Annotated in this window: 11 protein-coding genes and 1 riboswitch; of the genes, 4 read left to right on the top strand and 7 right to left on the bottom strand. The window is 73.1% G+C overall.

What is annotated here, in order from left to right:
* A partial coding sequence (locus tag B7L92_RS29075) for a GNAT family N-acetyltransferase (protein ID WP_143626392.1) occupies positions 1-1,376 on the bottom strand: 1,376 nt, incomplete at its 3' end.
* A 179-nt stretch (positions 1,377-1,555) separates the two neighbouring features.
* Between B7L92_RS29075 and B7L92_RS29065 the strand changes: the two genes are divergently transcribed.
* Positions 1,556-1,837 carry an HPr family phosphocarrier protein gene (locus tag B7L92_RS29065; protein ID WP_081240355.1) on the top strand — a complete coding sequence of 94 codons (282 nt, stop codon included), beginning with the start codon at positions 1,556-1,558 and terminating at the stop codon, positions 1,835-1,837.
* A 230-nt stretch (positions 1,838-2,067) separates the two neighbouring features.
* Here B7L92_RS29065 and B7L92_RS29060 read toward each other — a convergent pair whose 3' ends face one another.
* The 4 genes from B7L92_RS29060 to B7L92_RS29045 form a co-directional block, all read right to left on the bottom strand.
* The gene (locus B7L92_RS29060) at positions 2,068-2,772 is read right to left on the bottom strand and encodes a GntR family transcriptional regulator (RefSeq protein WP_081240354.1); all 705 of its coding nucleotides are present in this window, start codon (positions 2,770-2,772) and stop codon (positions 2,068-2,070) included.
* Positions 2,773-2,976: 204 nt separating this feature from the next.
* Entirely contained in the window at positions 2,977-3,750 is a 774-nt protein-coding gene (locus B7L92_RS29055; RefSeq protein ID WP_081240353.1) for a M23 family metallopeptidase, read from the bottom strand.
* 12 nt (positions 3,751-3,762) lie between these two features.
* Positions 3,763-3,928, bottom strand: a riboswitch (cyclic di-AMP (ydaO/yuaA leader).
* Between the two features lie 200 nt (positions 3,929-4,128).
* The gene (locus B7L92_RS29050) at positions 4,129-5,532 is read right to left on the bottom strand and encodes a M16 family metallopeptidase (protein ID WP_081240352.1); all 1,404 of its coding nucleotides are present in this window, start codon (positions 5,530-5,532) and stop codon (positions 4,129-4,131) included.
* Positions 5,529-6,902, bottom strand: a complete 1,374-nt coding sequence (locus B7L92_RS29045; RefSeq protein WP_081240356.1) for a M16 family metallopeptidase — start codon at positions 6,900-6,902, stop codon at positions 5,529-5,531. The genes B7L92_RS29050 and B7L92_RS29045 overlap by 4 nt, the downstream gene beginning before the upstream one ends.
* Positions 6,903-7,422: 520 nt before the next feature.
* Between B7L92_RS29045 and B7L92_RS29040 the strand changes: the two genes are divergently transcribed.
* Positions 7,423-9,879 carry a DNA gyrase/topoisomerase IV subunit A gene (locus tag B7L92_RS29040; protein WP_081240351.1) on the top strand — a complete coding sequence of 819 codons (2,457 nt, stop codon included), beginning with the start codon at positions 7,423-7,425 and terminating at the stop codon, positions 9,877-9,879.
* On the opposite strand, the gene B7L92_RS29035 is transcribed toward B7L92_RS29040, so the two are convergent.
* Complete coding sequence (locus B7L92_RS29035; protein ID WP_081240350.1) at positions 9,876-10,973, bottom strand: CobW family GTP-binding protein; 1,098 nt, start codon at positions 10,971-10,973, stop codon at positions 9,876-9,878. The two genes, B7L92_RS29040 and B7L92_RS29035, sit on opposite strands and share 4 nt — an antisense overlap.
* A gap of 184 nt (positions 10,974-11,157) precedes the next feature.
* Positions 11,158-12,321: a citrate synthase/methylcitrate synthase gene (locus B7L92_RS29030; RefSeq protein ID WP_081240349.1), complete on the bottom strand. Its 1,164-nt coding sequence runs from the start codon at positions 12,319-12,321 to the stop codon at positions 11,158-11,160.
* 122 nt (positions 12,322-12,443) lie between these two features.
* Here B7L92_RS29030 and B7L92_RS29025 point away from each other — a divergent pair, with 122 nt between their 5' ends.
* Positions 12,444-13,730 carry a citrate synthase gene (locus B7L92_RS29025; protein ID WP_081240348.1) on the top strand — a complete coding sequence of 429 codons (1,287 nt, stop codon included), beginning with the start codon at positions 12,444-12,446 and terminating at the stop codon, positions 13,728-13,730.
* A 24-nt stretch (positions 13,731-13,754) separates the two neighbouring features.
* The coding region (locus tag B7L92_RS29020; protein WP_304364718.1) for a ferredoxin family protein at positions 13,755-14,346 on the top strand (592 nt) is incomplete at its 3' end.

Below are 14,346 nucleotides of genomic sequence, written 5' to 3'. Positions count from 1 at the left end.
ACCCGCCTCGCCCGCCGGACCGCGGCGGCGAAGCCCCTGGTCGTGGTCCGGCGGGCGAGGCGGGTGAACTTGCGGGGGTTCCCGATGGACTCCAGGTACATGAGGACGACGTCGGTGTCGGGGTCCTCGTACCAGTACTGCAGGAGGTCGTTGCCGGAGACGTCGGCGCGGTTGCCGGACGACACGAAGGCGGACACGCCCGTGACGCCGGTGACGCCTCCGCCGCGCCGGTGCAGGCGCGACAGCAGGGCGACCCCGATGGCACCGGACTGGGCGAACAGCCCGATCCGGCCGGGGCGGGGCATCTCGGGGGCGAGCGAGGCGTTCAGCCGCACGTCGGGGGACGTGTTGACGACGCCGAAGGAGTTCGGACCGATGATCCGCATGCCGTACGTGCGCGCCTGCCGCACCAGGGCGCGCTGGCGTTCCCGGCCGTCGGGGCCGGACTCGGCGTAGCCGGCGGAGACGACCACGAGCCCCTGCACGCCGTGCTCGCCGCACTCGGCGACCACCTCGGGGACGCGCTCGGCGGGCACCGCGACGACCGCCAGGTCGACGGGCCCGTCGACCTCCCGCACCGAGCGGAAGGCGGGCACCCCGTCGAGCTCCTTCTGCCCTTCCGGCAGGGCCCCGTTCACGGCGTACAGGCGGCCGGTGAACCCGGCGTCCCGGATGTTGTCGAGGATGCTGCGTCCCACGCCGCCGGGGGCGCGGCCGGTGCCGATGACGGCCACCGCCCCGGGGGCGAGCAGCCGCTGCACGGAGCGCGCCTCGGCGCGCTGCTCGCGCGCGTACTGCACGGCCAGGGAGCGGTCGGTGGGTTCGAGGTCGAGCTCCAGGCGGACGACGCCGTCCTCGAAGCTGCGCTTCTGGGTGTACCCGGCGTCGGTGAACACCTTGATCATCTTGGTGTTGGCGGGCAGCACCTCGGCGGCGAACCGGCGGATGCCGCGCTCCCGCGCGACGGCGCCGATGTGTTCGAGCAGGGCGGAGGCGACGCCCCGGCCCTGGTGGGCGTCCTGCACGAGGAAGGCGACCTCGGCCTCGTCGGCCGGCGCGGAGGCGGGCGCCCCGTCGGCGCCGATCCGGTCGTAGCGTACGGTGGCGATGAACTCGCCGCCCACCGTGGCGGCGAGTCCCACCCGGTCCACGAAGTCGTGGTGCGTGAAGCGGTGGACGTCCTTGGCGGACAGACGCGGGTAGGGCGCGAAGAAGCGGTAGTACTTCGACTCGTCCGACACCTGCTCGTAGAAGCTGACCAGGCGCTCGGCGTCATCGACGGTGATGGGGCGGATGCGCGCGGTGCCGCCGTCGCGCAGCACCACGTCGGCCTCCCAGTGGGCGGGGTACTCGTGCCGGTCCGACGTGGTCTGCATGGGCCCCAGAGTACGGCTCGCGCACGGCGACGGCGCGAGGCAGTCTGTGGAGGGCGACGAACCGGACCGAGGCCGCGGTCCGGAACCCACCCGGGAGCGGGAGCAGGTGCCACTCCCGGCGTGCTTCACGATATGGGAAACTGGTCTAGACAACCTTGAAAACTGAAGGGCAGCAACACATGGCTGAGCGCCGCGTCAACGTCGGCTGGGCCGAGGGCCTCCACGCCCGCCCCGCCTCCATCTTCGTCCGAGCCGCCACGGCCGCAGGCGTCCCGGTGACGATCGCCAAGGCCGGGGGCGACCCCGTCAACGCGGCCTCCATGCTGGCCGTTCTGGGCCTGGGCGCCCAGGGCGGCGAGGAGATCGTCCTCGCTTCCGAGGCGGAGGGCGCGGACGTCGCCCTGGACCGTCTGGCGAAGCTGGTCGCCGAGGGTCTCGAGGAGCTCCCCGAGACCGTCTGAGCGAGTGCCCGACAGCGGCGGAGCCGCGTCGTCCGTTCCGGGCGGCGCGGCTCCGTCGTTTCCCTTCCGGACCGGCAGCCCCGTTTCCGCTTCCGCTTTTCTTCACGGGCATTCGGAAAACCCGGAGGGCACGGCCGCGGGAGAGGTGGCCGCGCATTCTCCGCACCCTCGGAAAAGGGCAGCGGAACAAAGCCCTCGCCGATTCCTTCCCTTTGTGTACGGCCTTTGTGTTAAGCGCGCGGGCTCGGCGTGTTTACGGGATGTTGCGCGTTCCTCACACGCTCCGCGCGGTCCGGCCGGCCGGCGCCGGAGGCGGAGCGCAGGCGGTGCGCGGCGGTCGCGCGCTCGGTGTGCAGCGCCGTGACGGCCCGCGCGCGCTCGCCGTCGCCGCGTGCCACGGCGTCCGCGATCGCGCCGTGCTCCGCCCAGCGCTCCACCGGGTCGGCGGGTCCCTCGACGGCGTACATCCAGGCGATCTTGTGTCGCAGTTGGGTCAGCGTCGAGGCCAGCGCCGGGCTGCCGGAGGCCTGGGCGAGCGTCTCGTGGAACCAGCCGCCCAGGGAGCGCAGGTCGTCGCCGGCGCCCCGGCGGGCGCGCTCCTGCCCCAGACGGACCAGACCGCGCAGCACCTTCACGTGGGCCCCGGTGCGGCGCTGGGCCGCGCGGAGGGCGCCGAGCGGCTCGAGGAGCAGGCGCATCTCCAGCAGGTCGGCGGCCTCCTGCTCGGTGGGTTCCGCGACGCACGCGCCCGCGTGCCGCCGGGTCACCACGAAGCCCTCGGCCTCCAGCGTGCGCAGGGCCTCCCGGACGGGGACGCGGGAGACGCCGTGACGGCGGGCGAGCACTTCCTCCGTGAGCCGGCTGCCGCGCCCGTGGACACCCGCGACGATGTCGTCCCGGATCGCCGTGCACACCGAGTGCGCGGGAATGCGCATGACCGACCTCCGGACCGATTCCCGTGACACGTCGACGATTGACGTGCGTTCCGTGACTCTATTGCAGTAGGCGGGAATTTCCGATGCCGGGCCGGAATCCATGCTTGTTTTTTGGTCGATCCTTCCCTTGCGACGCCGAAAGCCCCGGCTCGGAAGCCGGGGCCGGGAAGCGGGGGCGCACTCCGCGCCGAAGGCGGGCGCGTGTCAGAGGTTCACGCCGTGCGCGCGGAGGTAGGCGACGGGGTCCAGGTCGGATCCGTACTCGGCGCCGGTGCGGGCCTCGAAGTGCAGGTGCGCGCCCGTGACGTTGCCGGTGGCGCCGGACAGGCCGATCTGCTGCCCCGCGGCGACCTGCTGCCCCACCGAGACCCCGATGGACGACAGGTGACCGTACTGGGTGTACGTGCCGTCGTGCATCTTGATGACGACCTGGTTGCCGTACGCGCCGCCCCAGCCGGCCTCCACGACGGTGCCCATGCCGACCGACTGGACGGGGGTGCCGCTCGCGGCGTGGAAGTCGACGCCCGTGTGGCTGCCGGAGGACCAGACGGCGCCACCGCTCTTGTAGCCGGTCGAGACGTAGGAGCCGGGGATCGGGGAGACGAAGGTGTTGAGGCGCGCGCGCTCGGCCTCCCGCGCGGCGCGCTCCTTCTCCGCGCGGGCCTCCTCGGCCGCCTCGGCCGCCTTCTCGCGCGCGGCCTTCTCGGCCGCCTTCCGCGCGGCGGTCTCGGCGGCCTCTCGGGCGGCCTCGTGCTGGGCGGCCGCCTGGGCGTCGACCTGGGCGGCGACCTCGTCGCCCAGGGTGAGGACGGGGGTGAGGCCGGTCTGCGCGGCGGCGGGTTCGGCGGCGAGCGCGGGGGCCGCGAAGGAGCCGACGACGCCGGTGGTGGTGAGGGCCGCGACGCCCGCCGCGCGGGCGGTGCCGCGCTCGATCCGGCGGGGACGACGGTGCTTCCCGGTGGCGCGGGTGAACGCCATGTGCAGGCTGGTCCTTTCCTTCCCTCTCGCCTACCGGGTTAGCTGACGGGTTCGGAGCAGGAAGGTCTCCTACGGACCCCCTCGCGACACGCGCGGGCGTCCGATTCACCCCAGGGACTGCATGCGGGTCCCCGGCTCCCCTCGGCTCGCGCCGCAGGGGATTCGGCGATGGCTGTCCGGTGCCGCGGGTGCGGCGCACTGCCCGACGAACAGCCCGGAAGACGCTAAGCGGGCGGGCTTTCAATTCCCAACCGAAACCCGGGTTTTGTAGCGCATCCCACAGGGCAGACGGGCAACCTCCACCCCAATTCGGGCATAAGGGGGCCCTGGTGACCCGTGAGTCACCAGGGCCCGCGCGTGCGCGTCCTCCGCGGCCGCCTACTCGGCCGTCACCACGGCGACGTCACCGATCCCGAGGGCCTCCACGGACGTCTTGATCTGCGCCGCGTCGCCGACGAGGACGGTCACCAGACGGTCCACCGGGAAGGCGTTGACGACCGCGGCGGTCGCCTCCACGGTGCCGGTCGCGGCGAGCTGCCGGTACAGCTCGGCCTGGTAGTCGTCGGGCAGCTGCTGCTCGACCTGGTCGGCCAGGGTGCTCGCGACGGCCGCGGCGGTCTCGTACTTGAGCGGCGCCACGCCCACCAGGTTCTGCACGGCGACGTCCCGCTCTTCGTCGGTGAGTCCCTCCGCGGCGAGCGTGCGCAGCACCGTCCACAGGTCCTGCAGGGCGGGCCCGGTGTTCGGCGTGTCGACGGAGCCGCTGATGGCGAGCATCGCGGCGCCGGCGGCCCCTCCGGAGGAGGAGGGGGCGGTGGACCGGAGGACCTGCCCGAAGGCCCGGACGCCGTAGGTGTAGCCCTTCTCCTCGCGCAGGACGCGGTCCAGGCGGGAGGTGAGGGTGCCGCCGAGGCAGTACGTGCCGAGCACCTGTGCGGGCCACACGCGGTCGTGCCGGTCCGGGCCGACCCGGCCGATCAGCAACTGCGTCTGGACGGCGCCCGGACGGTCCACGATCACGACCCGGCCGGTGTCGTCCGCGACCACCGGCGGAACGGGCCGGGGCCGGGCCGGGGAGCCCGTCCAGGCGCCGAGCGTGTCGCCGAGCAGCGCGTCCAGGTCGACCCCGGTGAAGTCGCCGACGACCACCGCGGTCGCCGTGGCGGGGCGGACGTGCTTCTCGTAGAAGGCGCGCACGGCCGCGGAGTCGATGCCGGCGACCGTCTCCTCGGTGCCCTGGCGCGGGCGCGACATGCGCGAACTCGCCGGGAACAGCTCCTTGGAGAGTTCCTTGGCGGCCCGGCGGGCGGGGTTGGCCAGCTCGTGCGGGATCTCGTCGAGGCGGTTGCGGACCAGCCGCTCGACCTCGCTGTCGGCGAACGCGGGCGCCCGCAGGGCGTCGGCGACCAGCCCGAGCCCCTTGGCAAGCCGCGAGGCGGGGACCTCCAGGCTCAGCCGGACGCCGGGATGGTCGGCGTGCGCGTCCAGGGTGGCGCCGCAGCGCTCCAGTTCGGCGGCGAACTCCTCGGCGGAGTGCTTGTCGGTGCCCTCGGAGAAGGCCCGCGCCATGATCGTGGCGACACCGTCGAGTCCGGTCGGCTCGGCCTCGAGCGGAGCGTCGAGGAGCACCTCGACGGCGACGACCTGCTGGCCCGGGCGGTGGCAGCGCAGCACGGTCAGGCCGTTGTCGAGCGTGCCGCGCTCGGGGGCCGGGAAGGCCCAGGGCCTGGCCTCGCCCGCCTGCGGCCGGGGGTGGAAGTCCATCGTGGCGAGCTCGGTCACTTCGCCGTCTCCTCGGTCTCGTCGGTGCCGGCGGCTGCGGCGGCTTCCTCTGCGTCCTGCGCCTCGGGGGCGACGGGCTCGTAGACGAGCACCGCGCGGTTGTCGGGGCGCAGGCGGGTCTTGGCGACCTCCTGCACCTCCTCCGCCGTCACCTCCAGGACGCGCCGGACGGCGGTCAGGGCGAGCTGCGGGTCGCCGAACAGGACGGCGTACCGGCACAGTTCGTCGGCGCGGCCCGCGACCGTGCCGAGGCGGTCCAGCCACTCGCGCTCCAACTGGGCCTGGGCGCGCTCCATCTCCTCGGCCGTGGGGCCCTGCTCGGCGAACCGGGCGAGCTCCTCGTCGATCGCGGCCTCGATCACCGGCACCTCCACGTCGCCGGACGTCTTCACGTCCAGCCACCCCAGGGAGGGCGCCCCGGCCAGCCGCAGCAGGCCGAACCCGGCGGCCACGGCCGTGCGGTCGCGCCGTACCAGCCGGTTGTAGAGCCGCGAGGACTCGCCGCCGCCGAGCACGGTGAGCGCCAGGTCCGCCGCGTCGCACGCGCGCGTGCCGTCCTGCGGCAGCCGGTAGGCGGCCATCAGGGCGCGCGCGGGGACCTCCTCCTCGACGACCTCGCGCAGCTGCTCGCCGATGACGTCGGGCAGCGAGCCGTCGCGCGGCTCGGGCTTGCCGTCGTGGGACGGGATGGAGCCGAAGTACTTCTCGATCCAGGCGAGCGTCTGCTCCGGGTCGATGTCGCCGACGACGGAGAGCACGGCGTTGTTCGGCGCGTAGTACGTGCGGAAGAACTGGCGGGCGTCCTCCAGGGTGGCCGCGTCCAGGTCCGCCATCGAGCCGATCGGCGTGTGGTGGTACGGGTGGCCCTCCGGGTAGGCGAGGGCGGTCAGCCTCTCGAAGGCCGTGCCGTAGGGCACGTTGTCGTAGCGCTGGCGGCGCTCGTTCTTGACCACGTCCCGCTGGTTCTCCATGGACTCCTCGTCCAGGGCGGCCAGCAGGGAGCCCATGCGGTCGGCCTCCAGCCAGAGGGCGAGCTCCAGCTGGTGGGCGGGCATGGTCTCGAAGTAGTTGGTGCGCTCGAAGCTGGTGGTGCCGTTGAGCGAACCGCCGGCGCCCTGCACCAGCTCGAAGTGGCCGTTGCCCTTCACCTGGGCGGACCCCTGGAACATGAGGTGCTCGAAAAGGTGAGCCAGACCGGTACGCCCCTTGACTTCGTGGCGTGAACCGACGTCGTACCAGAGACACACCGCGGCGACCGGGGTCAGGTGGTCCTCGGAGAGCACCACGCGCAGGCCGTTGGCCAGGCGGTGCTCAGTCGCTGTCAGGCCGCCGGAGCCTGCCTGGGCTGTGGCCGTGTGACCCATGGGCATGTACGTCCCTTCGATCGCGGAGGCGGTCGTCGACACCGCCGTTTCTGCCGGTCCTGCCACTGTATGCAAGCGTGCGGACCACCGGCGAAGTTCCCGGACGGGGCCGACTACGCCGAGAGCGAGAAGCGGTGCGGGCCGTTGACGGTGCCGGTGTGGGCCGTGGGACGAACGGGGCATCTGTGGTACCGGTCCGCGGGCGCGGCACGCGCGCCGGCGGGCGGCGGACCGCGCGGGGCACGGGCCGGCACACGGCCGGACCGCGGGCCCCGGCCCGGCCGCCCGGCGGACTCGTGGAGGCCGTCCCGCGCACGGCCGGGCCGCGCGGTCCGCCCCTCGGGGCGGGGCCGGACCGGAGCCCCCGTGCGCGGTGTTCGCGGCCCGTGCGCGTACCCTGCTCGCGCCGCCCCTGCCCGTCCCCGCCGGACGGACTGAGCCAGGTCCTGGTCCCGCTTGTCAGTGCGACGGTCCACAATGGTCCGCGTCAGATCCCGTCACACGCTTCAGCAAGGAGCCGGCAGCGATGGCCCGCCGCAGCACGAAGACCCCGCCGCCCGACGACTCGTACGAGGAGAAGATCCTCGACATCGACGTCGTCGACGAGATGCAGGGCTCCTTCCTCGAGTACGCGTACTCGGTCATCTACTCCCGCGCCCTGCCGGACGCGCGCGACGGTCTCAAGCCGGTGCACCGCCGCATCGTCTACCAGATGAACGAGATGGGTCTGCGGCCCGAGCGCGGCTACGTGAAGTGCGCCCGCGTCGTCGGCGAGGTGATGGGCAAGCTGCACCCCCACGGCGACGCCTCGATCTACGACGCCCTGGTGCGCATGGCCCAGCCGTTCTCGATGCGCGTGCCCCTGGTCGACGGCCACGGCAACTTCGGCTCGCTGGGCAACGACGACCCGCCCGCCGCCATGCGGTACACCGAGTGCCGGATGGCCGAGGCCACGAGCCTGATGACCGAGTCCATCGACGAGGACACGGTCGACTTCGCACCCAACTACGACGGCCAGGAGCGGGAACCGGTGGCGCTGCCCGCCGCCTTCCCGAACCTGCTGGTGAACGGCGCGTCGGGCATCGCCGTCGGTATGGCCACCAACATGCCGCCGCACAACCTGCGCGAGGTCGTCGCGGCCGCGCGTCACCTGATCAGGTACCCGAACGCCGATCTCGACGCCCTGATGAAGCACGTCCCGGGCCCCGACCTGCCCACCGGCGGCCGGATCGTCGGCCTGTCCGGCGTCCGGGACGCGTACCGGACGGGCCGCGGCACGTTCAAGATCCGTGCGACGGTCACCGTGGAGGAGGTGACGGCGCGCCGCAAGGGCCTGGTCGTCACCGAGCTGCCCTTCACGGTCGGCCCGGAGAAGGTGATCGCCAAGATCAAAGACCTGGTCGGGTCGAAGAAGCTCCAGGGCATCGCCGACGTCAAGGACCTCACCGACCGCGAGCACGGCCTGCGGCTCGTCATCGAGATCAAGAACGGCTTCGTGCCGGAGGCGGTCCTGGAGCAGCTGTACAAGCTGACGCCGATGGAGGAGTCCTTCGGCATCAACAACGTGGCGCTGGTGGACGGCCAGCCGCTCACCCTGGGCCTCAAGGAACTGCTGGAGGTCTACCTCGACCACCGCTTCGACGTCGTACGCCGGCGTTCGGAGTTCCGCCGCGGCAAGAAGCGGGACCGGCTGCACCTGGTCGAGGGCCTGCTCACGGCCCTGGTGGACATCGACGAGGTCATCCGCCTCATCCGCTCCAGCGAGAACTCCGCGCAGGCCAAGCAGCGCCTGATGGAGCGCTTCTCCCTCAGCGACGTCCAGACCCAGTACATCCTGGACACGCCCCTGCGCCGGCTGACCAAGTACGACCGCATCGAGCTGGAGACGGAGCGGGACCGGCTGAACGCGGAGATCGAGGAGCTCACCCGGATCCTGGACTCGGACGCCGAGCTGCGGAAGCTGGTCTCCGGCGAACTGGCCGCGGTGGCCAAGAAGTTCGGCAACGACCGCCGTACGCTCCTGCTGGAGTCGGCCGACGTCCCGGCCGCCCCCGTGCCGCTGCAGGTGGAGGACGCCCCGTGCCGCGTGCTGCTGTCCTCCACGGGGCTGCTGGCCCGTACGGCGAACGACGAGCCGTTCGCGCAGGACGCCGCCGCCAAGCGGGTCAAGCACGACGTGATCGTCTCGGCGGTGCCGGCGACGGCCCGCGGTGAGGTGGGCGTGGTCACCTCGGCCGGCCGCCTGCTCCGGCTGAACGTCGTCGACCTGCCCGTGCTCCCGGAGGCGATGCCGACGCCGAACCTCTCGGGCGGGGCGCCCCTGGCCGAGTTCGTCTCCCTGGAGGGCGACGAGGAGGTCGTGTGCCTGACGACGCTCGACGAGTCGTCGCCGGGTCTGGCGCTCGGCACCGAGCAGGGCGTCGTCAAGCGCGTGGTGCCCGACTACCCCTCCAGCAAGGAGGAGCTGGAGGTCATCGCCCTCAAGGAGGGCGACCGGATCGTCGGCGCGGTCGAGCTGCGCACGGGCGAGGAGGACCTGGTCTTCGTCACCGACGACGCCCAGCTGCTGCGTTACCAGGCCGGACAGGTCCGTCCGCAGGGCCGGCCCGCCGGCGGTGTGGCGGGCGTCAAGCTCGCCCAGGGCGCGAAGGTCATCGCCTTCACGGCGGTCGATCCGGCGGCGGACGCGATGGTGTTCACGGTCGCGGGCTCACGCGGCACGCTGGACGACTCCGTCCAGACGACGGCGAAGCTGACCCCGTTCGACCAGTTCCCGCGCAAGGGCCGGGCCACCGGCGGCGTGCGCTGCCAGCGGTTCCTGAAGGGCGAGGACTGCCTGGCCCTGGCCTGGGTGGGCCCGGTCCCGGCCCGTGCCGCCCAGAAGAACGGCACGCCGGTGAGCCTCCCGGAGCCCGACCCGCGCCGCGACGGCTCGGGCGTGTCGCTGCCGAAGACGGTGTCGGTGGTGGCGGGGCCGGTCTAGGCCGCGGGTTCGCCGGGCTCCCCGAGGTCCCCGGACTCTCCGGGGTCTCCGGGATCCCCGGGTTCCTGCACATAGCGCAGAACGCCCCACATGCCGTGCTCGTCGACGTGTGGGGCGTCGTCGCTCCCGCACGCCTCCAGTTCCTCGCGCAGGGCGGCGGTGTCGAGGTCCGTCCCGATGAGGACGAGCTGGGTGAGCCGCTCCTCGCCGACCGCCCAGGGCTCGGGATAGAACCGCAGGAACCGCCCCACGGCATGCACGGCGTACCGGTTGCGGGCGTCGTACGGCCCGAAGTCGACGTACCCCTTGATCCGGTACAGCCCCTCGGGCCGGCTGTCCAGGAACCGGATCAGCCGCCGCGGGTCCAGCGGCCGCCCGGAGACGAAGGAGAGGCTGTCGTACGCGGCGTGCAGGTGCCCGGTGTGCTCCTCCTCCCCGCGGTCGTGGCGGTGCAGATCGTCGAACGACAACTGCCCGACGCGCTCCTCGCTCGGCCTGCAGTCGAAGAGGAGCTCGGGGTCGACGCGCCCGTGCGTGGCGGGGACGACGGCCGCACGGTCGACGAGCGAGCGGACCGGGTCCAGCACGTGTGAGGCGTCGGTGACCCGGTCCAGCTTGTTCACGACGACGAGATCGGCGAGGCCGAGGTGCCGCTCGATCTCCGGGTGCCGGGCCCGGGTGGCGTCGAACTCGGCGGCGTCCACGACCTCGACGAGCCCGCCGTACACGATCCCGGGGTGCTCGCTGGCGAGCACCATCCGCACGAGTTCCTGCGGCTCGGCGAGACCACTGGCCTCGATGACGATGACGTCGACGCCGGCGGACGGCCGGGCCAGCCGCTCGAGGTACTCGTCCAGCTCGCTGCCGTCGACGGCACAGCACAGGCATCCGTTCCCGAGCGAGACCGTCGAGTCCCCGAGCGCACCGGCCACGGCCATGGCGTCGATCTCGATGGCGCCGAAGTCGTTGACGACGGCGCCGATGCGGCTTCCGCCGCTGTGGTGGAGGAGGTGGTTGAGCACGGTGGTCTTCCCGGAGCCGAGGAATCCGGCCAGGACGACCACCGGAATCTGCCGACCGCTGCTCCGCACCACCGCACGACCTCTTTCCCATTTTTCCCATTTCCCACCGACGCGTACACCGGCTCGCGCCCGGGCGTACGGACGGGGACCGACCGACGCCCCAGGATACGAACGCCGGGAACGGCCGCGAAGCGAACGGCTGTCGGCGGCGTGCGCGGGGCGGGCCCCGGCAGGGGCGCCGACCCTCCGGCCGCTTTCACCCCCTGGGCACCTCCACCGGCGCCGGCGGCCCCGTGTACCGGGCCGCCGGCCTGATGATCTTGGAGTCCTCCGCCTGCTCCACGATGTGGGCGCTCCACCCCACCACCCGTGCCGCCGCGAACGTGGGAGTGAACATCTCGCGCGGCAGGCCGCAGAGTTCCATGACGAGGCCCGCGTAGAACTCCACGTTGGTGTGCAGCTCCCGCCCCGGCTTCAGCTCCGCCAGGATCGCCTCCACCCGCCGTTCGACCGCCACGGCGAAGTCGACCCGAGGACCACCGAACCGCTGCGCCACCTCGCGCAGCATCCGCGAGCGGGGGTCCTCCGTGCGGTAGACCGCGTGCCCGAAGCCCATGATCCGCTCACCCGCGAGGACCTGCTCGCGGACCCAGGCGTCGATGCGCTCCGCGGTCCCGATCGCGTCCAGCGTGTCCAGCGCCCGGCTCGGCGCGCCCCCGTGCAACGGCCCCGACAGCGCCGCCACCGCCCCCGCGAGGCACGCCGCCACGTCCGCGCCCGTCGAGGCGATGACCCGGGCCGTGAAGGTCGACGCGTTGAAGCCGTGGTCGATGGTGGAGATCAGGTACTGCTCGAGCGCCCGCACGCGTTCCCCGTCCGGTTCCGAACCCGTGAGCATGTAGAGGTAGTTCGCCGCGTACGACAGGTCCGTGCGCGGCTCCACCGGCTCCAGCCCCCGCCCCAGCCGGTGCAGCGCGGTGAGCAGCGTCGGCACCGCCGCGGTCGCCTCCAGGGCGTCCCGGCGACGTCGGCCGGCGTCGATGTCGTACACCGGCTCGAAGCCTTTCGCCGCACCGAGCAGCGACAGCGCCGTGCGCATCCCGGCGAGCGGGCCGGACCGCCCGCCGGCGGCCGCGATGACGGGCAGCGCCGCCCGCAGCCCGTCCGGCAGCCGCCGCAGGGCGGCCGTCTCGGCGGCGAAGGCCGCGCTCCGGCCCGCGTCAGGCAGTTCGCCGTGCACGAACAGGTGCCACACGTCCTCGAACGAACGCGACCGCGCCAGGTCGACGGCCGCGTACTGGCGGTAGTGGTAGAAGCCCTCGGTGCCCCGGACGTCACCGATCCGGGTGTCGGTGACGACGACACCGGCCAGCCCCCGCGGCACCTCGACGCGCTCGGCCACGGCCCCATGAACGGACATGATTACCTCCTCGAACTTGATTCGACCCTCCATCCTTGACGTAATCCCTGTCAATATTGATTGAATCAATACATCAGTCCATGCAAGCAGAGAGACACGACGGGACGGATACGGTGGGCCCCATGCGCGACCAAGACCCCTCCCCGGCCGACGCGGACCGGCGCCTGAGCACCAAGGAGGCCGCCGAACTGCTCGGCGTGAAGCCGGAGACCGTGTACGCCTACGTGAGCCGCGGCCTGCTCAGCAGCCGCCGGGCGGCGGGCGGGCGGGGCAGCACCTTCGCCACCGAGGAGGTGGCGGCGCTCGCGCGGCGCAACAGGCGGGAGGGCGGCGGTTCGGGCGGCTCCGGCGGCGAACTGTCCGTGCGGACCCGCCTCACCCTGATCGACACCGACCGGTACTACTTCCGGGGCGTCGACGCCGTCGAACTCGCCACCCGGTACACCTACGAGGAGGTCGCCGAGTGGTTGTGGACGGGCCGGTTCCGCCCGGGAGCCGCCTTCGCCGCGCCCGAGGCCTCCGTCGCGGTGGCCCGTCGCGCGGTCGACGCGCTGCCCGAACACACCACGCCCACCGACCGCCTGCGGGTCGCGGCCATCGCCGCGGCGACCGCGGACCCCCTGCGCTTCGACCTGTCCGACGAGGCCGTGCTCGGCACCGCCCGCACCCTCGTCCCCACGCTCGTCGCCGCCCTGCCCCCCGTGCGGCCCGGCCACCGCGACACCGGACCGCTGGCCCACCGCCTCTGGGCGCGGCTGACCGGCCGTCAGGCCGACGAAGCGCAGCTGCGCGTCCTGGACACGGCCCTCGCCCTCCTCGTCGACCACGACCTGGCGGCCTCCACGCTCGCCGTCCGGGTCGCCGCGTCGGCCCGCGCGCACGCCTACGCGGCCGTCTCGGCGGGACTCGGCGTGCTCGAGGGCCCGTTGCACGGTGCGGCCAGCGGACTCGCGCACAAGCTGCTGCTCGAGGTGCTCGACCAGGGCAGCGCGGCACCGGTGATCGCCGAGGAGCTGCGGGCCGGCCGCCGCGTCCCGGGACTCGGGCACCGTCTCTACGCCGGTGAGGACCCCCGCGCGCGTGCCCTGTTCTCCCTCCTGGAGGAGATCCCGCACACCGCACCCGCCCTCGCCGCGGCCCGCGACATCGTGGCCACCACCGCCCGCCGCACCCCCCTGCACGCCAACGTCGACCTGGCCCTGGCCGTCCTGACCGTCTCATGCGGAATGCCGCCCACCGCGGGAGAGACGGTCTTCGCCGTCGCCCGTACGGCGGGCTGGATCGCACACGCCCTCGAGGAGTACGGCGAGCGCCCCCTGCGCATGCGCCCCAGCGGGCTGTACACGGGACCGAAGCCGCCCCGGCCGCTGCCGGAACAGGACACGGGTGGGGCCGAGAGGCCCCGGTGAGCAAGTCAGGTTAGGCTCACCTGTGTGAGTACGTGCTCAACCACCTCCCGCGAGCTCGACGAGCCGGTCGCGGGAACCGCGGCCACCGCGAGGACCTGGCTGCTGCTGGAGCAGCCCGGCCCGTGGGGTGCCAAGGCGCTCACCTCGAGCCACCTCGATCCCGCACTCGGTCGCGCCCTGGAGGCCGCCGCGCGGGACACCGGGGTGCGCATCGCGCTCATACGCCGTCCGGGGCGTCACGCGGACCGCCGTACACCCGCCGCGCGCCGGGTGTACGCGGGCCACACCGTTCCGGGGCGCACCTGGCTGCACACCGCCACGCTCACGGACCCCGCACGGCTGCTCGACCTCGACTTCGCCGCACTCGGCCGGGGCGAGCCCGCCGGCTTCGGCACCGCGCTCGGCGGACGCCCCCACGAAGGCGATCCCCTCGCCCTCGTCTGCACCAACGGCAAGCGTGACCGCTGCTGTGCCCTCCTCGGGCGGCCCCTGGCGGCCGAACTCACCGCCTCCGGCGTGGAGGGCGTCTGGGAGGTCACCCATCTGGGCGGTCACCGCTTCTCCCCCACGGTGCTCGTCCTGCCGTACGGCTACGCGTACGGCAGGACGAGCACCG

It is taken from the genome of Streptomyces viridosporus (assembly GCF_002078235.1).
In the GTDB taxonomy this organism is placed as follows: domain Bacteria; phylum Actinomycetota; class Actinomycetes; order Streptomycetales; family Streptomycetaceae; genus Streptomyces; species Streptomyces viridosporus.
Note: the sequence above shows the minus strand (reverse complement) of the source record. Positions and strands in the feature narration are given on the sequence as shown.

Bases quoted from the DNA above. Each gene is read 5' to 3' on its own strand.
- B7L92_RS29065 (WP_081240355.1), top strand. From the start codon at position 1,556: ATGGCTGAGCGCCGCGTCAACGTCGGCTGGGCCGAGGGCCTCCACGCC.
- B7L92_RS29060 (WP_081240354.1), bottom strand. From the start codon at position 2,772: ATGCGCATTCCCGCGCACTCGGTGTGCACGGCGATCCGGGACGACATC.
- B7L92_RS29055 (WP_081240353.1), bottom strand. From the start codon at position 3,750: ATGGCGTTCACCCGCGCCACCGGGAAGCACCGTCGTCCCCGCCGGATC.
- B7L92_RS29045 (WP_081240356.1), bottom strand. From the start codon at position 6,902: ATGCCCATGGGTCACACGGCCACAGCCCAGGCAGGCTCCGGCGGCCTG.
- B7L92_RS29040 (WP_081240351.1), top strand. From the start codon at position 7,423: ATGGCCCGCCGCAGCACGAAGACCCCGCCGCCCGACGACTCGTACGAG.
- B7L92_RS29030 (WP_081240349.1), bottom strand. From the start codon at position 12,321: ATGTCCGTTCATGGGGCCGTGGCCGAGCGCGTCGAGGTGCCGCGGGGG.
- B7L92_RS29025 (WP_081240348.1), top strand. From the start codon at position 12,444: ATGCGCGACCAAGACCCCTCCCCGGCCGACGCGGACCGGCGCCTGAGC.